This window comes from Curtobacterium sp. NPDC090223 (assembly GCF_044746585.1).
Classification (GTDB): domain Bacteria; phylum Actinomycetota; class Actinomycetes; order Actinomycetales; family Microbacteriaceae; genus Curtobacterium.
Map to the genome: position 1 here is coordinate 214,946 of NZ_JBIVCN010000004.1, position 20,832 is coordinate 235,777.

At 72.7% G+C, this 20,832-nt stretch carries 20 protein-coding genes; 6 read left to right on the plus strand and 14 right to left on the minus strand.

Annotated elements, in window-relative coordinates:
* Nucleotides 1–38: 38 nt before the first annotated feature.
* The 9 genes from ACIPJY_RS11045 to ACIPJY_RS11085 form a co-directional block, all read right to left on the minus strand.
* Complete coding sequence (locus ACIPJY_RS11045) at nt 39–1,235, minus strand: Fic family protein (protein WP_400464665.1); 1,197 nt, start codon at nt 1,233–1,235, stop codon at nt 39–41.
* 99 nt (nt 1,236–1,334) lie between these two features.
* A complete protein-coding gene (locus ACIPJY_RS11050) occupies nt 1,335–3,020 on the minus strand; it encodes a bifunctional 3'-5' exonuclease/DNA polymerase (RefSeq protein ID WP_400464662.1) in 1,686 nt (561 codons plus the stop codon).
* 40 nt (nt 3,021–3,060) lie between these two features.
* Nucleotides 3,061–3,300: a hypothetical protein gene (locus ACIPJY_RS11055; protein WP_400464660.1), complete on the minus strand. Its 240-nt coding sequence runs from the start codon at nt 3,298–3,300 to the stop codon at nt 3,061–3,063.
* A 34-nt stretch (nt 3,301–3,334) separates the two neighbouring features.
* Complete coding sequence (locus tag ACIPJY_RS11060) at nt 3,335–4,093, minus strand: hypothetical protein (protein ID WP_400464658.1); 759 nt, start codon at nt 4,091–4,093, stop codon at nt 3,335–3,337.
* Complete coding sequence (locus ACIPJY_RS11065; RefSeq protein WP_400464656.1) at nt 4,090–4,953, minus strand: carbohydrate ABC transporter permease; 864 nt, start codon at nt 4,951–4,953, stop codon at nt 4,090–4,092. The genes ACIPJY_RS11060 and ACIPJY_RS11065 overlap by 4 nt, the downstream gene beginning before the upstream one ends.
* On the minus strand, nt 4,950–5,948 hold the full coding sequence (locus ACIPJY_RS11070) for a carbohydrate ABC transporter permease (RefSeq protein ID WP_400464654.1): 999 nt from the start codon (nt 5,946–5,948) through the stop codon (nt 4,950–4,952). Before ACIPJY_RS11070 ends, ACIPJY_RS11065 begins: the two co-directional genes overlap by 4 nt.
* A 25-nt stretch (nt 5,949–5,973) precedes the next feature.
* Entirely contained in the window at nt 5,974–7,293 is a 1,320-nt protein-coding gene (locus tag ACIPJY_RS11075; RefSeq protein WP_400464653.1) for an ABC transporter substrate-binding protein, read from the minus strand.
* Nucleotides 7,294–7,316: 23 nt separating this feature from the next.
* On the minus strand, nt 7,317–8,522 hold the full coding sequence (locus ACIPJY_RS11080) for a Gfo/Idh/MocA family protein (protein ID WP_400464651.1): 1,206 nt from the start codon (nt 8,520–8,522) through the stop codon (nt 7,317–7,319).
* A gap of 205 nt (nt 8,523–8,727) precedes the next feature.
* Nucleotides 8,728–9,516 carry a DeoR/GlpR family DNA-binding transcription regulator gene (locus ACIPJY_RS11085; protein ID WP_400464649.1) on the minus strand — a complete coding sequence of 263 codons (789 nt, stop codon included), beginning with the start codon at nt 9,514–9,516 and terminating at the stop codon, nt 8,728–8,730.
* 133 nt (nt 9,517–9,649) lie between these two features.
* Between ACIPJY_RS11085 and ACIPJY_RS11090 the strand changes: the two genes are divergently transcribed.
* Genes ACIPJY_RS11090 through ACIPJY_RS11110 form a run of 5 tightly spaced genes read left to right on the plus strand, consistent with a single transcriptional unit; the run spans nt 9,650 to nt 14,310 of the window.
* A complete protein-coding gene (locus ACIPJY_RS11090) occupies nt 9,650–10,528 on the plus strand; it encodes an SIS domain-containing protein (RefSeq protein WP_400464648.1) in 879 nt (292 codons plus the stop codon).
* A complete protein-coding gene (locus ACIPJY_RS11095; protein ID WP_400464645.1) occupies nt 10,528–11,451 on the plus strand; it encodes an ROK family protein in 924 nt (307 codons plus the stop codon). The genes ACIPJY_RS11090 and ACIPJY_RS11095 overlap by 1 nt, the downstream gene beginning before the upstream one ends.
* Nucleotides 11,448–12,557 carry an N-acetylglucosamine-6-phosphate deacetylase gene (locus ACIPJY_RS11100; protein WP_400464644.1) on the plus strand — a complete coding sequence of 370 codons (1,110 nt, stop codon included), beginning with the start codon at nt 11,448–11,450 and terminating at the stop codon, nt 12,555–12,557. The genes ACIPJY_RS11095 and ACIPJY_RS11100 overlap by 4 nt, the downstream gene beginning before the upstream one ends.
* Nucleotides 12,554–13,477, plus strand: coding sequence for a 1-phosphofructokinase family hexose kinase (locus tag ACIPJY_RS11105; protein WP_400464641.1), 924 nt, complete (start codon nt 12,554–12,556; stop codon nt 13,475–13,477). Before ACIPJY_RS11100 ends, ACIPJY_RS11105 begins: the two co-directional genes overlap by 4 nt.
* Nucleotides 13,474–14,310 carry a class II fructose-bisphosphate aldolase gene (locus ACIPJY_RS11110; RefSeq protein WP_400464639.1) on the plus strand — a complete coding sequence of 279 codons (837 nt, stop codon included), beginning with the start codon at nt 13,474–13,476 and terminating at the stop codon, nt 14,308–14,310. Before ACIPJY_RS11105 ends, ACIPJY_RS11110 begins: the two co-directional genes overlap by 4 nt.
* A gap of 12 nt (nt 14,311–14,322) precedes the next feature.
* On the opposite strand, the gene ACIPJY_RS11115 is transcribed toward ACIPJY_RS11110, so the two are convergent.
* The 4 genes from ACIPJY_RS11115 to ACIPJY_RS11130 all read right to left on the minus strand — a co-directional run bounded on the left by ACIPJY_RS11115 (nt 14,323) and on the right by ACIPJY_RS11130 (nt 19,424).
* Nucleotides 14,323–16,659: a hypothetical protein gene (locus ACIPJY_RS11115; RefSeq protein WP_400464637.1), complete on the minus strand. Its 2,337-nt coding sequence runs from the start codon at nt 16,657–16,659 to the stop codon at nt 14,323–14,325.
* 218 nt (nt 16,660–16,877) lie between these two features.
* Nucleotides 16,878–18,272, minus strand: a complete 1,395-nt coding sequence (locus tag ACIPJY_RS11120) for an L-serine ammonia-lyase (protein WP_400464634.1) — start codon at nt 18,270–18,272, stop codon at nt 16,878–16,880.
* A gap of 34 nt (nt 18,273–18,306) precedes the next feature.
* Nucleotides 18,307–18,498 (minus strand): PspC domain-containing protein, encoded by a 192-nt coding sequence (locus ACIPJY_RS11125; RefSeq protein WP_400464632.1) that lies wholly within the window; start codon nt 18,496–18,498, stop codon nt 18,307–18,309.
* Nucleotides 18,498–19,424, minus strand: coding sequence for an NADP-dependent oxidoreductase (locus ACIPJY_RS11130; RefSeq protein WP_400464629.1), 927 nt, complete (start codon nt 19,422–19,424; stop codon nt 18,498–18,500). Before ACIPJY_RS11130 ends, ACIPJY_RS11125 begins: the two co-directional genes overlap by 1 nt.
* 82 nt (nt 19,425–19,506) lie before the next feature.
* Between ACIPJY_RS11130 and ACIPJY_RS11135 the strand changes: the two genes are divergently transcribed.
* A complete protein-coding gene (locus tag ACIPJY_RS11135; protein ID WP_400464626.1) occupies nt 19,507–20,325 on the plus strand; it encodes a shikimate 5-dehydrogenase in 819 nt (272 codons plus the stop codon).
* A gap of 60 nt (nt 20,326–20,385) precedes the next feature.
* Here ACIPJY_RS11135 and ACIPJY_RS11140 read toward each other — a convergent pair whose 3' ends face one another.
* Nucleotides 20,386–20,829: an SRPBCC family protein gene (locus tag ACIPJY_RS11140; RefSeq protein WP_400464623.1), complete on the minus strand. Its 444-nt coding sequence runs from the start codon at nt 20,827–20,829 to the stop codon at nt 20,386–20,388.
* Between the last annotated feature and the right edge of the window lie 3 nt (nt 20,830–20,832).

The following is a 20,832-nucleotide window of genomic DNA, read 5'->3' on the forward strand; positions in this document are numbered from 1 at the left end:
TGCCCGGCGTCGGCCGTGCGCGCCCTGCGGACGCTGCCTCACGAACGTCGGACGATCATCGGCCGAGTCGTGACCCGGACGACGTCGGTGGCGCGGAAGATCCGCACTCCCTGTCGCTCGACCTCCACGAGGATGCCGAGCTCGGTCAGCTTCGAGACCGCGTTGCTCGCCGCTTGGTACGTCCGGCCCGTCGCCTTCGCGAGCATCGGCACCGTGACGAACGGCGACCCGATGAGCAGGTCGGCGATGTCGAGGACGATCCCTCGCCCGCCGCTCTCGCGGATGCGCTCCCGGTAGTCGCCCTGCACCGCGAGGAGCTCCCTCATCCTGGCGCCGGTGTCGATCGCGGATTGCTCGATGCCTTCCGCGAAGAAGCGCACCCATTGATCCCACGCGCCCGTCGCACTCACCTCGGCGAGCCCGTCCTGGTACCGCTCGCGACGCGCCTCGAACCAGGGCGAGACACTCAAGAGCGGTTGAGCCAACGTCCTCGATCGCATGAACTGCAGGACGATGAGCAGACGCCCGAGTCGCCCGTTCCCGTCGTTGAACGGATGAAGCGTCTCGAACTGGTAATGCGCCATCGCCGCCGCGAGCACCGGGTCGACTCCTCGGCGCTCCACGTCGTTCATCCAGCCGGTGAGGTCACCGAGTGCGCTCCGCAGGCCGAGTCCCGGCGGCATCGGGACGAATCTCGCTTCTTCGATCCCACCCCCTCTCGTCCCGATCGCGACAGGCACTTCCCTGACCTTGCCCGCCTGGACCGTGTCGGCGGTCGTCCCCCGTACCAGGACGCTCTGGAGCTGTTCCAGGATGCCGACCGTGAGACCGCGCTCCTCTGCCCAAGCGAAGCCGAGCTCCGCTGTCTCGACGTAGTTCAAGACCTCGGAGAGCGCGGCTGAACGCCCGCCGCCTCCGACGGCTTCTGCGGCGAGGACGTCATCGAGCGGTGCGAAGGTGCCTTCGAGTGCCGAGGTGCTCTGTGCCTCGCGGCTGAGTGTCGGTTGGCGCAGGATCCCGGGATTCGGGAGGAGCGACGCACCCTGGTCCAGTCCACCGAGCGCCCTGTTCGCTCGTCCGATCGCGGTCCACGTCGACCCGCTCAGCACCGGCTCGTCGCGGAGGGGGTCCGGGACGAACGCGAAGTGGTCGTACTCGAGTCCGGTCCGACCGTCCGTTCCGGAGATCGGGACGAGTTGCCCGATCGGGCTGTGCCGGAAGCGTTCGATCTTCATGATTCAACTCTAGGCCCATGGAATTGAATCGAGAATGCCGAGATTCCACTCGACACGAATCCACTTGAAGTCGTGATCGTCGGATTCAAGTATCCGGGTTCAGTCCTTCGCCTCGCCGTAGTCGTCGACGACGGCGACCGACAGCGGGAACGTCACGGGGAAGTCCCCGAACATGATGCGCCCGGCATCGGCGGCAGCGGCCTCGACCTGCTCGGCGACCCAGGCCGCGTCGGCCTCCGGCACGTGCAGGACGATCTCGTCGTGCACGAAGAAGACCAGGTGCGCCGTGTCCCGCACCGGCCCCCGGGCGCGCGCGGCGAGCCGGGTCCGGAGGGAGGCCATCCACGACAGTGCCCACTCCGCCGCGGTGCCCTGCACCACGAAGTTCCGGGTGAACCGCCCCCAGCTGCGGGCCCGCGACTCGACGGAGCGCTGCATCGCCGGGGTGCCCTCGACCGACCACGCGAGGTTCTTCGCCTCGAACCAGGCCTGCTCCGGGATCGGCGACGTCCGCCCGAGCCGCGTGGTCACCGGCTCGCCGTGCTCCCCCGCCCGCGCCGCGCGCTCGACCAGGTCCAGCGCCCGCGGGAACGCCCTGGCGAGCCGCGGGACCAGCCGGCCGCCCTCGCCCTGGGTGGCGCCGTACATCGCACCGAGCATCGCGCCCTTCGCCTGCTGCCGGGTCTCCACGGCGCCGGACGCGACGACCCCGTCGTAGAGGTCGCGCCCGTTGCCCGCCGACGCCATCGCGAGGTCGCCGGCCATCGCGGCGAGCACCCGGGGCTCGAGCTGTGCGGCATCGGCCACGACGAGCTTCCACCCGTCGTCGGCGACCACGGCGCTCCGGATCGCCTTCGGCAGCTGCATCGCCCCACCGCCGTTCGCCGCCCAGCGTCCGGTGACGACACCCCCGACGGCGTACTCCGGGTGGAACCGGCCGTCCTGCACCCACTCGTCGAGCCAGGACCAGCCGTTCGCGGTGAGCAGCCGGTACAGCCGCTTGTACTCGAGCAGCGGTTCGATCGCCGGGTGCTCCAGGCGCTGGAGCTCCCACTTCCGCGTGCTGTCCACCACGAGCCCGGCCCGCCGCAGGGACCGGAGCACGTCGGCGGGCGAGTCCGGGTTCAGGGACGGGTCGTCGAGCCGGTCGCGCAGGACCACGGCGATCTCCTCGAGCCGTCGTGGCCGGACCCCGTAGGGCACGCGCGGGCCGAGCGTGTCCTCGAGCAGCCGCTCGTGGACGTCCGCACGCCACGGCAACCCCGCGAAGCGCATCTCGGCGGCGACGAGCGCCCCGGCGGACTCCGCGGCGAGGAGCAGCCGGAGCGCTCCGGCGTCGGTCGATCCCGCCACGGCGGCGAGCTGCGCGCGGAGCTCGGCGACCGGGTCGGCCGCGCTGGCGGGTGCCGCCACGTCGAACAGCGCGTCGTCGAACAGCTGCGCCTGCGTCGCACGCTGGACCCGCTCCTGCGGTGCCGCGGCGTCCCACGGCCCGAGCGGGGCTGCCTGCAGGTCGGACCCGCGGGCGGCGAGCGCGCCGCGGAGGATCCGGTGGCACAGCCGCAGGTCGACGCAGCGGGCGACGCGGCCGCCCGCTGCGAGCACGGCCGGGTACCACCGCGCGGTGTCGTCCCACACCCAGCGCACGCCGGCGGACTCGCGGTCGGCGACGAAGGCCGGGAGGTCCGACTCCCGCAGGTGCACCGGCTCGCCCTCGGTGGTCCCCGCGTCGGTCAGCGGGGTGGCGAGGACGCCGCCGTCGACGCGGCTGAGGACGAGGTGCACGGAACGATCATGCCGTGCACCACCGTCCTCGCCGGACGGGTCAGCGGTCGCGGCGGCTCGGATCGGTCCCGCCCGGTCGGACCGCGGCAGTGTCTGCGACGTCGATGCGCACGGTGCCGTCGGACTCCTCGTGCACCTCGACGCGGGGGTCCTCGTCGTGGGCGTCGGAGCCGGACATCCGGCGCAGCGTGTCGTGCCGGCGCTCGTCGAACGTCATGTCGACCCCGTCGTCGAGGTGGTCGCGGTCCGGACCGTGCGGGTGCTTCGGTGCTTCGCTCATGCCCGCGACGGTACGCGTCCGCGGGTGCGCGGGCTCACCCGACCGGTGCGGTCCCGGTGCGCTCGGTCCAGTGTTCTCCGGCGTCCCACCTGGCCCGGACCGCTGCCTGGACACGACCGCGCGGCGCGATGGACCGTGCGCTCGCCAGGTCCGTGCCGAAGACGAACTTCGCAGCACTGTCGTCCCCCGCTGTCGCGTCGTGTGCGCCGGGCGGGAGCAGCGTGAAGCGCTCGGCGAAGCGCACGAGGTTCGCGTCCGGGCCGAGTTCGGCGGCCAGTCCGGGGTCGAGCGTCCACGACCGGCAGCTCCACACCGTCGCCGCGTGCTCCGGTGCGAGCCGGCGGAGGACGTCCGGAGCGGCGGTGAACGCACGGTCGCAGGCGACCGGGTCGAGCGGGCCGGTCTCCGGGACGTGCACGCCCCAGGACCGGGTGCCGTCCGCCAGACGCGCACCGAGTTCGAACTGGAGGCGACCCACGGCCACCACGCGTCCGGTCGCCACCGCGCAGAACCAGTCCAGCCCCGTGCCCCGCACCCCGTACCGGTCGCGTTTCCGGTCCACGTCCGCGATGCTCGCTGCGGCCTGCTCGTGGGTCGCACCGTGGGCGACGAGCCACGCCGCGGTGCGTGGCAGCACCGCGTCGACCGCGGCCATCGCGAGGTCCTCCCGCGCACCGGCCGGGGCGTCGGCGACGCTCGACGCGAGCTGCGCGGCGAGCGTCGCCGGGTCGTGCACGCGACCGATGGCGGCCGTGAGCAGCGCGACGGAGGTGGGCAGGGCCTCCTGGCTCACTTCAGCCCGGAGGACGCGAGCCCGTCGATCACGCGACGCTGCAGCACGATGAACATGATCAGCACCGGGGCCATCGCCATCAGACTCGCCGCCATCAGCACGGGGTAGTCAATCGTGCGGTCGCTGGACAGGGTCGCGAGCCCGGCAGCGAGGGGCATGTCCTCGGCGCGGGTCGAGACGACGAGCGGCCAGAGCAGCTCGTTCCACGACCACAGCACGGTGGTGATCGCCAGGACGCTGATCGAGGGACGCGCCAGCGGCAGCATGATCCGCCAGAACACCTGGAACGGGTTCGCGCCGTCCATGCGGGCGGCCTCTTCGAGCTCGGGCGGCAGGTTGAGGAACGCCGTCCGCATCAGGAACGTGCCGAAGGCGCTGAACAGACCGGGCGCGACGATCCCGGCGAGGGTGTCGAGCCAGCCGAGGCCCTGCACGATCTGGTACTGCGAGATCAGGTAGACCTGCGACGGGACCAGCAGGATCGACAGCACGATCGCGAGCAGGACCGCACGGCCGCGGAACCGCATCCGGGCGAACGCGTACCCGGCGAGCGTGCAGAGGACGATCTGCGCGACGGTCCGGATGATCGTGACGTACACCGACGTGCCGAGCTGGCTGAGGAACGGCAGGCGCTCGAACACCTCGGCGAAGTTGTGCCACTGGAGCTGACCCGGCCAGAACACCGGCGTGACGGACTGCACCTGCGCGTTCGTGGACAGCGACATGATGATCTGCCACAGGAACGGGAAGGCCATCGCGAACCCGCCGACGCCGAGGACGACGTGGATCCACCAGTGGCTCCCGCCGCGGCGGCCCGGCCGGCGGGCCGCTCGGGCGCGTGTGGTCGTGGTGGCGGTCATGACTGGACCCACTTCCGCTGGAACCGGAACTGCACGAGCGTGACGATGCCGATGAGCACGAAGATCACCATGGCGATCGCAGCCGCGAAGCCCTTGTCGTTGTCGATGAAGCCGGCGCTGTAGAAGTAGAAGACGAGGGACATCGTCTTCGGGATCACCGGGTTGGTGCTGCCGAGGATCGCGTAGAGCAGGTCGAACAGCTGGAAGCTCGAGATCGTCGTGACGATGACGACGAAGAAGATGCTCGGCGACAGGAGCGGCACCGTGACGGAGCGGAACTGGCGCCACCGGCTGGCACCGTCGAGCTCGGCGGCCTCGTAGAGCTCCGGCGGGATGTCCTTGAGGCCGGCACCGAGGATGATCATCGAGAAGCCGAGGGACGACCACAGCCCGACCAGGCTCACCGCGACCAGCGCGAAGCCGGGCGTGGAGATCCAGTACGGGCCGTCGATGCCGAACCACCCGAGGAACCAGTTCACGATGCCGTAGTCGCCGTTGAACATGATCCGCCACACCAGGGCGATCGCGGCCGGCATCGCCACGTAGGGCAGGAAGAACAGCACCCGGTAGAACTGCGCGAACCGCAGGCCCTGGGTGTTCAGCAGGCTGGCGAGCCACACCGCGATCGGGATCCCGACCAGGACGATCGCGGTGTAGACCACCGTGTTGAGCAGCGACTGGTAGAGCTGCGGGTCGGACAGCAGCCGGCCGTAGTTCGCCAGGCCGGAGAACGTCGCGCCACCGAAGACGCCCCAGGTCGTGAACGAGTACCAGAACGTCTGGATGATCGGCCAGATGTAGAACGTGCCGACGCCGATCAGGAGCGGCAGCACGAACAGCCAGGGCCAGGCACCGTCGGTGCGGATGATCGTGCGCTTCCGGTCGGCGCCGGGGGCGCCCCGCCCGGACGCGCGCTGCGCCCGGGCGGGGGTGGCGGCGGGGGTGCCCGCCGTGTCGGGGTGCGCCGCGCTGGTGGGCTCCGTGTGGATCGTCATCGGGTCTCTCCCTGACGCCGGGGCGTCACTTCTCCTTGCCGAGGGCGGTGTCCATCTTCTGGGCGAGCTCGGTCGCCACCTGGTCGACGGGCGTCGAGCCGTCGAACGCGCTCGGGAGCAGGTTCGTCTCGAGGGTGTTCCACGCGGCGGTGTTCTTCGACACCGGGAGCGGCTTGGCGTAGTCGACGGCGTCGAGGAAGACCTGCAGGTCGGCGTCGGGCATCGTCTTCGTGAAGGCGTCCTGCGTGCCGGTGTACGCGGGGATCACGGCGCCCATGTCGCCCTGCTGCTGCTGCGCGGTCTTGCCGGCGAGGTACACCTGCAGTGCCTGCGCGGCGGCCTTGTTCTTCGAGTTGGCGGCGACGACGTTCGAGACGCCGTGGATGACCGTCGCCTGCTCCTTGCCCTTCGGCAGCGGGTAGACGACGACGTCCTTCTCGAGGTCCGTTCCGGTCAGTGCCGACCGGAACCAGCTGCCGCCCTGGTACATCGCGAGCTTGCCCGAGGTGAACCACTGGTCGGCGGTCGTGTCCGTGAGCTGCTTGATCGAGGGCGAGGCACCCGACTTGATCAGGTCGGTCCAGAACTGCAGCCCGGCTTCCGAGGCCTTCGAGTCGTACCCGGACTTCGTGCCGGCCGCGTTCACGACCGAGCCGCCCGCCTGGAAGATCGTGTCGTAGTAGGTCGTCTGGCCGTCCATGCCACCGGCGGCGCCGTACGCGCCGTCGGCCTTGAGCTTCTCGGAGAGCTCCTTGCCGGTGGCCTGGAAGTCGTCCCAGGTCCAGTCCTTCGACGGCAGCGCGACCCCGGCCTTCTCGAACAGCGCCTTGTTCACCCAGACGCCGATGGTGTCGAAGTCCTTCGGCACGCCGTACTGGGTGCCGTCGTACGTGTAGAGCTCGTTCAACGCCTTCGAGTAGTTCGCCGGGTCGATGTCACCCGCCTTCACCTCGCCGGTGATCGGCGCGATCTTGCCGTTGGCCGCGTACAGCTGGAAGTTCGGGCCGTTCATCCAGAACAGGTCGGGCAGCGTGTTGCTCGAGCCCTGGGTCTGCAGCTTCGTCCAGTAGTTGGCGAAGGGCGTGACGTCGACGTTGACCTTGATGTCCGGGTACTCCTCGTTGAAGCCCTTGAGGTTCGCCTTGATCGCCTTGACCTGGTTCTCGTCCCAGACGGCGTAGTTCAGCGTCGCCTTGGTGTCCTTCGCGGCCTTGTCGTAGGCGCTGCCGGAGCTGGTCGCCCCCGAGGAGGTCGAGCAACCGGCGAGCAGGACCGCCGCGCCCAGGGCGGCGACGGCGCCGAGGAGGACGCGGCGCGCTCCTCGGTGCGTGGTGTGTGCGGTCATCGGGTGGTCCTTTCGCACGGCCGTCAGCGGCTGACGGTCTGGGTGGGGTGGGTGAAGTGGGTGCGTGTCTCGTCCGGCAGTGCCGGGACGTCGATGGGGACGGAGCCGTTCCGCAGCGAACGGGTCGCGAGGGCTCCGGCGGCGACCGCGGCGCGGGCCGCGAGCGGGGACAGCGAGGTCGGTTCGCCGAGGGCCACCAGCCGCAGGAACTCGGTCATGGTGAGGAGGTCGGCGTCCGCGTGCCCGGACTCGACGCCGTCGATCGGGTACTCGCGGTCGCCCTGCACGTCCCAGCCGCGACGGTGGTTCCAGACCTTCACGACGCCACCGCCGGTGTCGCCGATGTTCTCCAGGCGCCCCTCGGTCCCGATCACGGTGTAGTTCCGCCAGTAGTCCGGCGTGAAGTGGCACTGCTCGTAGCTCGCCTGGACGCCGTTGTCGAGCGTCATCATCACCATCGAGACGTCCTCGACGTCGACGACGGGGTTGAGCCCGGTCTGCTCGAGCGGGGGCCAGTTGTCCAGGGAGAACCAGTCGCCCATCAGCTCACCGGAGCGGTCACGCCGGTCGGTGACGTCGCCGTAGACCGACAGCGAGCCCATGCCGACGACCCGGCTGGTGTACCCGCCGGCCAGCGCGTGGATGACGTCGAGGTCGTGGCTGGCCTTCTGCAGGAGCAGCGAGTTCACCTTCGTGCGGTCGGCGTGCCAGTCCTTGAAGTAGTAGTCGCCGCCGTTGCCGACGAAGTGCCGGCACCAGACGGCCTTGACCTCGCCGATCTCGCCGCGTTCGACGATCTCGCGCATCAGCCGGACCACGGCCGCGTGCCGGAAGTTGTGCCCGACGTACAGCGGGGTACCGGTCTCGGCCGCGGTGTTCAGGACGGCGTCCGCGTCCTCCACCGTGATCGCGAGGGGCTTCTCGAGGTACACGGCGATGCCGGCGCGCAGCAGGTCGATCGCGATCTCGGCGTGGGTCCAGTCCGGCGTCGTGACGATCGCGGCGTCCACCGCACCGACGAGCTCCCGGTGGTGCTCCACCACCAGCGCGTCGGGGTACTCGGCGTGCCCGCGTGCCCGACCGTCGGCGGTGACGTCCGCGACGGCGGTGACCGACGCCTGCAGGTCGGGGTGCGAGGCGACCGCCTCGGCGACGTGCCGGGCGATGGCGGACCGCTGGCCCATCCCGATCACCGCGACGCGGAGGGGTTCGTTCGTGTCGACGCTCATCTCGCTCCCTTGCGTGATTGTGACGCCCATGATGCCCAATCGATCATGAATGCACAATAGGCGCTCACGGATCGCTCACGGAAGCGAGATGCAAGGGTTTTACACGCCGGTAACGTTCGCGGGCGGCCAGCAGGTCGGCCGGCAGCGCGGTCGGCAGGGCGACCCGCGGGACGGGTGGTGGTCCGCCGGCCGGGTGGTGCCCGACTCAGTCGGCGACGACGAGCTCCACCCCGGCCGAGGCCAGGTCGGCCGCGAAGGCCGGGGGCACGGGCTGGTCCGTGACCAGCACATCGATGCGGTCGAGCGGGCAGATGCGTGCGAAGGTCGAGCGCTCGATCTTCGTCGAGTCCGCGACGACGACGACCCGCCGACCGACGGACGCGAAGTGCCGGCTGACCTCGGCCTCTCCCTCGTGCATGGTGGTGGCGCCGTACTGCCCGGTGAGCCCGTCCACGCCGAGGACGACGACGTCCAGTGCGAACTCGTCGAGGGTGTCGCGGACCAGTGGCCCCACGAGCTCGTAGGACTGTCGGCGTGCGACCCCGCCGGTCACCACGATCTTGACGTTGGCGCGGACCGACAGCTCGTACCCGATGTTGAGCGCGTTCGTGACGATGGTCACGCCGTACTCGCCGTCCGCGCGGATGAACCGTTCGCTCTTGCCGAGTTCCCGTGCGACCTCGGTCGTGGTGGTGCCGCCGTTGAGGCCGACGGTCTCCCCCGGCCCGACGAGCGCCACCGCGGCACGGGCGATCGCGGTCTTCGCCTCGGCCTGGCGGGCGATCTTGTACTGCAGCGGCAGCTCGTACCCGGCCCCGAGCGCCGCGGCTCCGCCGTGCGTGCGCGTCACGAGCCGCTGGTCGGCGAGGGTCGCGAGGTCGCGGCGAGCCGTCGCCGGGGAGATCCCGAGCATCTCGCCGATCTCGGAGATCGACACGTTGCCCCGTTCGCTCACGAGTTCGAGCAGGGCGTTGAGCCGCTGTTGCGGAGTCATGGAGGCCATCCTACGGGCGCGCCGTGCTCGGTTGCTGATCGGAAATGACGTTTTCCTCTCGCATCGAGCACGATCGCTCGCTATGCTTCCGACCACATCGATCACCCGGATCGATCCGGACCGGAAGGCACCCATGACCGACACCTTCGTGAGCGCAGAGCTCACGTCGCAGCCGGAGACCTGGCGCGCCGCCGCCGCGCTCCTCCCCTCCTTCGCCGACGTCCTGCCCCAGCCCGGCGAGCGCGTCGCGGTCGTCGGCTGCGGCACCAGCTGGTTCATCGCGATGAGCTACGCCGTCGCCCGCGAGCAGGCCGGCCTCGGAGTCACGGACGCCTTCGCCGGGTCCGAGTACCCGACCGGGCGCGAGTACGACCGCATCGTCACGATCAGCCGCTCCGGCACGACGACCGAGATCATCTCGCTCCTCGCCGCGCTCCCGACCCAGCGCACCGTGCTGATCACCGCCGTGGCGGACAGCCCGGCGGCCGCCGTCGCGGACGCCGTCGTCGCACTCCCCTTCGCCGACGAGCGCTCGGTCGTGCAGACCCGGTTCGCGACCACCGCGCTCGCGCTCCTCCGTGCGTCCATCGGTGACGACGTCGACGCGCTGGCCGCCCAGGCCGAGGCGGCTCTCGCGCTGCCGATCGACGACCTGCTCGGCGCCGAGCAGGTGTCGTTCGTCGGGCGTGGTGCCGCCGTGGGCCTCACCTACGAAGCCGCGCTGAAGACCCGCGAAGCCGCGCAGTTCTGGGCGGAGTCGTACCCGGCGATGGACTACCGACACGGTCCGATCGCGATCGCGCAGCCCGGGCGCCTCGTGTGGTCGCTCGGTGCGGCCCCCGAGGGCCTCGCGGACGAGGTCGCTGCCACCGGTGCCCGGTTCGTCCACCACGACCTGGACCCGATCGCCGGGCTCGTCGTGGTGCACCGGTTCGCGGTCGCCCTGGCCGAAGCCCGCGGGCTCGACCCGGACCACCCGCGCTCGCTGACCCGCTCGGTCATCCTCACCTGATGCCCGGCAGTGGGGTCGTGCTCGGGGTCGACGTCGGCGGCACGGGCATCAAGGCCCGGCTGACCGACGCCGCAGGCACCGTGCTCGCCGAGCAACGGGTGCCGACCCCGCAGGGCGACCCCACCGCCGAGCAGCTCGCCACCACGGTCGCGCGGCTCGTCGTGAGCGCGGTGCGGACCGTGCAGGGCGACGGCGCTGCCGGCACGACCCTCGACGCCGTCGGTGTCGTCGTGCCCGGCGTCGTGGACGAGGCCGCCGGCCGGTCCGTGCTCGCCGTCAACCTCGGCTGGCAGGACGTCCCGGTCCGCGAGCACGTCCGGACGGCCCTCGCGGCGCACGGCGTCGACGTCCCCGTGGCGTTCGGCCACGACGTCCGTGCCGGTGCCCTCGCCGAGACGCGGTCCCCGGCGCTCGACGTCGGCTCCGTCGCCTTCGTCCCCGTCGGCACCGGGCTCGCGAGCGCACTCGTCGTCGACGGCACCGTAGTGTCCGGTGGCGGCTGGGCTGGAGAGGTCGGGCAGGTCCGGATCACACACGGCCCGCACGCCGGCCTCCGGGTCGAGGAGATCGCCTCGGCGAGCGCCGTCGCCCGTCGGACCGGCACGGCTTCCGCACACGCGGCGATGCTCCGCGTCCGCGCCGGCGATCCGGCCGCGGAGGCCGTCTGGACCGACTGCGTCGACGTCCTCGCCGACACCCTCGCCTGGATCAGCGCCGTCGCGGGCTGCCACACCGTGGTCGTCGGCGGTGGGCTCGCCGAGTCGGGCCCGCTGCTCTTCGACCCGCTCCGCGTCGCCGTCGCCGAACGCCTGGTCGGACTGCGGGTCCCGGCGGTGGTGCCCGCCCGGCACGGCGACGCCGCCGGAGCCATCGGCGCCGGGCTGCTCGCGCGGGACCTCCTCGGGACGCTGGAGCACGCGTGAACGGGCTCCTCCGCGCCACACGGATCGTCACCCCCGACGCCGTGCTCGACGACGGCTGGCTGCTCGTCGAGGACGGTGTCGTCGTCGCACGCGGTTCCGGTGCGGCGCCCGAGCAGGCGCACCGGAGCCGGGTGCACCGGGTCGAGGGCACGGTCGTCCCCGGTTTCGTGGACATCCACGCGCACGGCGCACTCGGACACGACTTCGCGACCTGCTCCCCCGACGACGCCCGCGCCGTCGCAGCGCACCACGCCGACCGCGGCACCACGTCGCTCGTCGCCTCGATCGCGACGGGCACCCCGGAGGCCACGACGGCCGCGCTCCGCCGGTCGGCGTCGCTCGTGACCGACGGCGTCCTCGCCGGACTCCACCTCGAGGGGCCGTGGCTCTCGCCCGCCCGCCGGGGAGCGCACGCCCCGGACCTCCTGCACGCCCCCACGACCACCGAGCTCGACGCGTACCTCGACGCCGCCGCGGGCACGCTCCGGATCGTGACGCTCGCCCCCGAGCTCCCCGGCGCGCTCGACGCCGTCGCACGCCTCGCGTCCGCGGGCGTCCTCGTCGCGATCGGCCACACCGATGCCGACGCCGCGACCGTCGAACGCGCCGTCGACGCCGGTGCGCGACTCGTCACGCACGTCTTCAACGGCATGCCGCCGCTGCACCACCGAGCGCCGGGCCCGGTGGGCGTCGCCCTGACCGATCCCCGGCTGACGGTGGAGGCCATCGTCGACGGTCACCACCTCGACGCGGTCACGGTCGACCTCGTGCGCCGGAGCGCGGCGGGCCGGATGGTCCTGGTCTCCGACGCGATGGCGGCGACCGGCTGCCCGGACGGCGCCTACCGGATCGCCGGATCGGACGTCGTCGTCGCGGACGGGGTCGCGATGCTCGCCGACGGCTCGTCCCTGGCGGGCAGCACGGGTGTCGTCGCCGACGGCTTCGCCCGGTTGCTCGGCGCCGGTGCTCCGCTGATCGAGGCCGTCCAGGCGTCGTCCGGTCGCGCCGCCGCCGTGCTCGGTCTCCCGGTGCCGCTGGCGGTCGGGTCGCGCGCCGACCTGTTCGTCGTCGGCGCCGGCCCACTCCCCGAGGAGGTCCTCGCATGATCGTCGTCGTCACCCCGAACCCGGCGGTCGACGTCACCTACCGCGTCGACGAGCAGCGCATCGGGACGACCCAGCGCGTCCGGAGCGTCGAGCGTCGCCCGGGCGGCAAGGGGCTCAACGTCGCCCGTGTCCTCGCAGCCGAGGGCGCCCCGACCCACTCGGTCCTGCCCCTCGGCGGCGCGTCGGGCACCTGGGTGGCCGATGCCGTCACGGCCCTCGGGCTGCGCTCCACCGCGGTGCCGGTCCCCGGCGAGACCCGGACCACGGTCACCGTCGTGGACGACCTCGCCCATCCGACGATGTTCGGCGAACCGGGCCCGAGCGTGCCGGCCGCGGCATGGCACGTGGTCGACGACGCGGTGCGCGCCAGGCTCGACGCGGTGCGCACCGCGGCCCTGGTGGTCTCCGGCTCGCTGCCCGCCGGCACACCGCCCGACGTCGTCACCCCCTGGATCACCGACGCCGTCGCAGCCGGCGCCCTCGTCGTCGCCGACGTCTCCGGCCCGGCACTCCTGGCGGCCGCCGTCGCCGGCGCGACCGTCTGCAAGCCGAACCGCGAGGAACTGGCCGAGGCGACCGGCTGCCCCGACGAACGCGACGGCGCGCTCGAGCTGCTCCGTCGCGGCGCGGGCACCGTCGTCGTCTCGCGCGGCTCCGCGGGCATCGCCGCCCACACCGCCGACACCGTGCTCGAGGTCCCCGCCGTCCCCGGCGTCACCGGGAACCCGACCGGCGCGGGCGACGCGGCCACCGCCGGGCTCGTCCTCGCCCTGACCCGCGGCGCGGACCTGGCGACGGCCCTCCGCACCGCCGCCGCGTTCGGCGCCGCCGCCGTGCTCCGCCCCGTCGCCGGCGAGATCGACCACGACGCCGCCCACCGCTTCACCACCGACCTCGAGACCACCCGGAGCCCCGCATGATCACCGACCTCGCCCTCACCGGACTGCTCGACTCCGCCCGCTCGACCCGCAGCGGGGTCGGTGCGTTCAACGTCGTCCTCCTCGAGCACGCCGAGGCCATCGTGGACGGTGCGGCGCACGCGGGCCTGCCGGTGATCCTGCAGATCAGCGAGAACTGCGTCCGCTACCACGGTGGTCTCGCACCGATCACGGCGGCCACGCAGGCGATCGCCAGGGCTGCCGACGTCGAGGTCCTGGTGCACCTGGACCACATCGAGGACGTGGACCTCGTCGCCGAGGGCATCGCGCTCGGGGTCGACTCGATCATGTACGACGGCTCGCACCTGGACTACGACGCCAACGTGGCGGCGACGCAGGCCCTCGCCGAGCGATGCCACCGCGCCGGCATCGCGATCGAGGCCGAGCTCGGTGAGGTGGGCGGCAAGGACGGCGTGCACGCGCCCGGCGTCCGTACCGACCCGGTGGACGCGGCGGCCTTCGTCGCGGCGACGGGTGTGGACGCGCTCGCCGTCGCGGTCGGGACCTCGCACGCGATGCAGACCCGAGAGGCCGCGGTGGACCGCGACCTGATCGGACGCCTCCGTGCCGCGGTGCCGGTCCCGCTCGTCCTGCACGGCTCATCGGGGCTCTCCGACGACGAGCTCCGGGGCGCGGTGGCGGCGGGCATGACGAAGATCAACATCTCGACGCACCTCAACGGCCTGTTCACGCGGGCGCTGCGGGACGTCCTGGACGAGCGCCCCGACGTCGTCGACCCTCGGAAGTACGTTGCGGCCGGTCGGGACGCCATCGCCGCGGAGACCGCGCGGCTGCTCACCCTGCTGGCAGCGTGACCGGAACGGCGATCAGCCCTTCGTCTTGGAGTGCCACCGCATCGTCGTGCCCTGGTACAGCGTGACGTCGCCGTTCGTCTGCATCCGCAGCACCATCCCCTTGCCGCCGAACCGCGACGTCCTCGTCGACCACTTCGCCCGGCCCAGCGCGTCGTAGAGGACGACGTTGCCGTCCGCGTGCACCCGGAGCGCGCTCTCCCGGCCGCCGGACACCGCGAGGACGGTCTTCGTCCCGAGGATGATCCGGAGCTGCCCGTCGTCACGGACGAGGAACCGGCGGTGCCCCGTCGTGTCGCGGATCTCCTGCCCGGGGACCAGGCTCGCTCCGGGCAGGAGCCGGTCGCGGGTCGCCGGCACCTGCTGCCAGAGGACGGTCGTGCCGCGGACGAGCTGCACCGCCCCGAGGTCCGTCACCTGCAGTCGCGGCGCGCTGCCGGCGGAGACCTTGCCGGCACTCCACACCGTGGCGCCCGAGGTCGACCGGACGGCGAGCGTGCCGTCCGTCCCGACGACGAGCGACGCACCCTTCGACGCGACGTTCGACGACCAGACCGCCCGGCCGCCACCCCACTCGACGAGCTTCCCGTCCGCCTGCAGGTCGAGCCACCAGAGCCCGTGCGGCGAGCGGATCGACGTCCCGGACGGCACCGGCACCGCGGACCCGGTGATCCCCGTCGCGGTGGCACCCGCGTCCGCCGTGGACCCGGCGACCGGTCCGACGGTGCACTCCGCGGCCGGCAGCAGTGCGCCCAGGACGGACCAGTTCGGCGACCCGAGCCCGGTCGCCAGGTCGTGTCCCTTCGCCGCCGCGTACGTGCCGTTCGTCCCGCTGGTCACGTCCCGGAACGCGCCGGGGTTCGCGTAGAGGGTCTGGTGCAGGTCGCCGACGCCGGATGCGCAGCCGCGCGCGCTGAGCGCCGCAGCGAGCTGGCCGGCGACGACCGGGGACGCGAGACTCGTCCCACCGCCGAGCGCGAACCCGTGCGCGGCGCCGAGGTAGACCCCGGGCCCGGTCGCCGGGTCCGCCACGGACGCGATGTCGGGGACCAGGCGCTGCGTCCCGGAGACACCGGTGCCGGTCTGCCACGCCGGGCGTGCGTACGCGGCGGAGACGCCACCGCCGCTGGCGCCGTACGAGTTCCCCCAGGCCGACTCGCGCGTCGCCGAGGCCGTGGTCCGGAGCGAGGTCCCGCCGACGGCGACGACGGCCGGCGACGACGCCGGGTACGTGACCGAGGTCACCGCGGTCTTCGGCCCGGTCGGGCACGCCGCGCCGTCGTCACCGGAGGCCGCGAACACCGTCGCGCCCGCCGCCACGACGCGGTTGAGCGCGTTGTCCAGCGCGCCACGGGCGCCCGCCGACGTCGTCGACTCGCAGGACCCCCACGAGACGCTCACCGCCACGATGCCGGCAGCGCGGACGTCGTCCGCGATGCGGCTGTACGCGTCGTAGAGCCCCTGGAACGAGTTCGGCGCGACGTACACGCGCTGCCGCGCTGCCGGGGCGGTCGCCAGGATCGCCTCCTGGTCGAGCGCGACCTCGGACTCGCCGCCGCTGCCGTCCGGGCGGTGCACGTCGGCACCGTCGACGGCGACCTGGTCCAGCGCGGGGACGTCGCGTCCGACGGCCTTCGCGTACGCGACGAGGTCGTTGCGGTCCCACCCGGACAGCTGCACGGTGGCGACGGTCGTCCCCGCGCCGGCGGTCGTGGCGCTCGACGACGCGTACGCACGAGCCAGGTCGGCGGGCGCGTAGCCGCCGGGCAGCGCGGCGTGCGCGGCGGCCGGTCGGGCGTCGAGTCCGAGCACGGTCGTGACCGCTCCCCCGAAGGACGCGGGCAGGACCGGTTCGGCGGCCGGGTGCATCCCGTCGCCGCTGCCGAGCAGCTGGACGCCGAAGAGCGCCTCGGCCCGGGCGGCGGTGCCGGTCGCCTCGAGCTCCCACGTGTCGCGGTCCGTCACGGTGAAGCCGGCGGCGACGAGCGCTGCTCGGACGGCCGCACCGTGCGGCGGCTCCGGCGCGACCGCCGCGACCGCGTCGGCACGGTCGGCGGCGCTGTCACCGACGGTCGCGGTCGGCAGGGTCCGGAGCGTCGCCTCGTCGCTCGGCCGGAGCACGACCGTCAGGTCGACGGGGGCGTCCGCCGGCGTCCGTCCCACGGTCGGGTCGGACGGCACCGGGACCGCGGCCGGAGCAGCGGACGGCGTCAGAGCGGCAGCGGCAGGCGTCGCGGACGCCGGGGCGGCGAGGCCGACGGCGAGCGTCGCGGACGCCGGGGCGGCGAGGCCGACGGCGAGCGTCGCGGCGAGCGCGGTCGCCGTCACGAGGGCGAGGGGTCGGTGCAGCATCGGCGTCACTCCATGACTGGTGCGGCACCCGGTCCGTGGGTACCGGTCCACCCTGGTCGGAGTGGACGCCAGCACGCTAACCCGCCGGGGCACCTCGCCGCTCCCCCAGTTGGGAGGCGATGTACCCCGCTCGGTCCCCCTCGAGGGGGCGATCGGGTGGTCACGCCACACGGACACCCGGACGGGAGGCCGGGCCCACCTCCGCCACGGAGGTCCCGTCAGCAGAGCGGGACGTTCACCGCGAGCCCGCCCATGGCGGTCTCCTTGTACTTCGTGGACATGTCGGCCCCGGTCTGGCGCATGGTCTCGACGACCTGGTCGAGCGACACGTGGTGCACCCCGTCCCCACGGAGCGCCATCCGTGCGGCGTTCACGGCCTTGTTCGCCGCGATCGCGTTCCGCTCGATGCACGGGATCTGCACGAGCCCGCCGATCGGGTCGCACGTGAGCCCGAGGTTGTGCTCCATCGCGATCTCGGCGGCGTTCTCGACCTGCTCAGGGGTCCCGCCGAGCACCTCGGCGAGCCCGGCGGCCGCCATCGACGCCGCGGAACCGACCTCGCCCTGGCAGCCGACCTCGGCGCCGGAGATGGACGCGCGCTCCTTGTAGATCGAGCCGATCGCACCGGCGGTGAGCAGGAAGCGGACGACGGCGTCGTCCCGGAGCTCCGGCGTGATCGCGGGGACGTACGTCAGCGCGTACGCCAGCACCGCGGGGATGATCCCGGCGGCACAGTTCGTCGGTGCCGTCACGACCCGGCCGCCGGAGGCGTTCTCCTCGTTCACGGCCATCGCGGTGAGGTTCACCCACTCCATGGCGAACAGGGGGTCGTGGTCGGGGTCGTCCCGCACGAGCTGCTCGTACCAGTTCGCCGCGCGACGGCGGACGTCGAGGCCGCCGGGCAGGGTCCCGGTGCGGCGGATGCTCCGCTCGACCGAGGACTCCATGACGGCGTGGATGCCGAGGAGGCCCGAGCGGACCTGGTCCTCGGGGCGGGTCGCGGTCTCGTTGGCCAGGGCGATGCCGCTCACCGGCAGCCCGGAGCGTGCGCACGCGGCGAGCAGCTCGGCGCCGCTCGAGAACGGGTACGGCACGGCGTCGCCGACCGGGATCGCCGCGCCCGCCACACCGGCACCGGCTCCGTCCGCGGTGTCGTCGCCGTCGCGGGCGATGAAGCCCCCACCGATGGAGTAGTAGGTCTCGACGGCGATCTCGCTGCCGCCGTCGTCGAAGGCGCGGAGGCGCATGGCGTTCGGGTGGCGTGGCAGCATCGTGAGCGGGTGCTGGACGATGTCCCGGAGCCGGAACGGGACGGTCTGCCCGCCGGAGAGCCGGAGCGTGCCGGTGGCCTCGAGTCCGTCCAGCGCAGCGGTCATCGCGTCCGGGTCGACCGTCTCCGGCTGCGCACCCGTCAGTCCGACCGCGACGGCGCCGAGCGTGCCGTGGCCCTGCCCGGTGGACGCCAGGGAGCCGTACAGGTCGACGCGGATCGTGGTCACCGGAAGACCGGCGACGCGGTCGGCGAACTCCGCGGCGGCACGCATCGGGCCCACCGTGTGGGAGCTCGACGGGCCGACGCCGATGCTGAAGAGATCGAAGACGGAGACCGGCACGCCGCCACCCTAACCCGTCCGGACGGACGGCGCGTCAGCGGCGGTTGCCCTCGGCGGGCATCAGGAACCAGAGCACGACGTACGCGATCCAGAGCGGCCCGGGGAAGAAGCTCAGCACGACCCAGGCGACCCGGACGACCGTGCGGGACCAGCCGAAGCGGTCGGCGATGCCGGCGCACACGCCGGCCAGGACGCGCCCGTTGCGAGGGCGGATGAGTGAACGCATCAGGGCACCAGCACGATCTTCCCGCGGGTGTGGCCCCGCTCCAGTTCCTCGTACGCGTCCTGGACGCGCTCGAGCGGGTAGGTGTTCGCGACGGGGACCTCGATCGCGCCCTCGGCGACCATCGCGGCGAGCGCCCCGAGGATCTCCGGGTCGGCGGTGTCGGCGCTGCCGGAGGCCTTCGCCCCGACCTCCGCGGCGGCCTCGAACGCGATGATCGTCTCGATGCGGTCCGCCGGGATCCCGAGTGCGATCCCGAGGTGCACGTACTCGGCACCGTGCGTGTCGATGAGCGCGTCGATGCCGTTCGTCGCGAGTTCCTCGATGCGCTGCTGGAGTCCGTCACCGTACGCGACCGGACGTGCGCGCTTCGATGCGAGCCATTGGTGGTTGTCCTCGGACGCGACGGCGATCACGTCGACGCCCTCGTTCGTGAGCAGCTGCGTCACGAAGCCGCCGACGCCGCCGGCTGCTCCGGAGACGACGACGGTCTCCCCCGGCCTCGGGTCCACCGCGCGCACGGCGGCGGCTGCGGTGGTCGCGACGATGTCGAGTCCGCCCGCGACGTTCCAGTCCAGCAGGCGTGGCTTCTGGACGACCTGCTCGGCGGGGACGGAGACGTACTCCGCCTGGCTCGAGCGCTCCCACGACCAGCCGATGACCTCTTCGCGCTCGTCGACGCCGTCCACGCCCTCGCCCACGGCGACGACGATGCCGGCGAAGTCGGTGCCCTGACCGGACGGCAGGTCGCCGCCGAACACGCCCTGGCGGATCGCGGACTCCCCCGGGTTGACCCCGGCGGCACGGACACGGACGAGCACCCGGCCCGGCTCGACCGCGGGGACGGGGACGTCGGCGACGTGCAGGACGCCGCGGTCCCCCCACTCGTCGAAGCGGACGGCTCGCATGGTCTCAGGAAGGTCAGTCATCGTCCCCGACGCTACCCCTGCGCGCACGACCGTCCACTGTGGACCGCTCCAACCATGCCGGTTCCCGTGCGAGACTGACGACATGCCCATCCTCAACAAGGACATGCAGGTGTGCATGTCGCTCGCCGCACGGCCGAGCAACATCGGGACCCGGTTCCACAACTTCCTCTACGACGAGCTCGGGCTGAACTTCCTCTACAAGGCGTTCACGACGACCGACCTCCCCGGCGCCGTCGCCGGCATCCGCGCCCTCGGCATCCGCGGGTGCTCGGTGTCGATGCCCTTCAAGGAGGCGGTCATCCCCCTCGTCGACACCATCGAGGACTCCGCCGCCGCGATCCAGTCCGTGAACACCGTGGTGAACGACGACGGCGTCCTCACCGCGTCGAACACCGACTACGAGGCCGTCGCCGCGCTCCTCGCCTCGCACGACGTCGACCCGGCCTCCCGCGTGCTGCTCCGCGGCTCCGGCGGCATGGCGAAGGCGGTCACGGCGGCGTTCCGCGGTGCCGGCTTCGACCACCTCACGGTACTCGCCCGCAACGAGGACACCGGCCCGGCCCTCGCCGACCAGTACGGCTACGCCTGGGCGGGGTCCGAGCGCGACGCCGGCGACGCCGACCTGCTCGTCAACGTCACACCGCTCGGCATGGACGGCGACCAGGCGGAGACGCTCGCGTTCGAGCCGGACCGTGTCGACGCCGCCCACACGGTGTTCGACGTGGTCGCGTTCCCCTCCGAGACCCCGCTGGTGCGCGCGGGTCGGGCCGCGGACAAGCACGTCATCACCGGCGCCGAGGTGATCGCGCTGCAGGCAGCGCGCCAGTTCGAGCGGTACACGGGCGTCGCCCTCACCGAGGACCAGGTGACGCGCGCGAGCGCGTTCAGCCGCGCCGTCTAGCGACGGACCGACGGACAGGAGGCCCGTGGCGGCGCCGCCACGGGCCTCCTGTCCGGCTCGTCACGCGTTCCGGGCGCGACCCGTCGCGACCCAGCCGAGCCGGCGCAGTGTCTCGCGGTTCCGCACCCAGATGAGCGGCTGGATGACGAAGCCCGGCACCCAGGACCCCGGGCCCGCGACCGCGTTCTCGACGATCGTGACCTTGCACCCCTTGGCGTGCGGCTCGACCGTGAGTTCCACCCGGGCCTCCCCGATCGGCCACCCCTTCGGCTGGATCACCATGCGGTGCGGCGAGTCCCACTCGAGCGACGTGGTCACGTCGTCGATGACCACCGGCCAGACGCCGAAGGAGTGGTGCAGGCGCGTGCCGACCGCCGGCCACCCCGGCTCCTCGGCGCGCAGCCGGGACGCCCCGACCACCCACGTCGTGTACAGCCACCCGTCGGCGAACACGTCGAAGACGTCCTCGGGGGTGCAGTGCAGGATCCGCACGTTCTTCGCCATCGT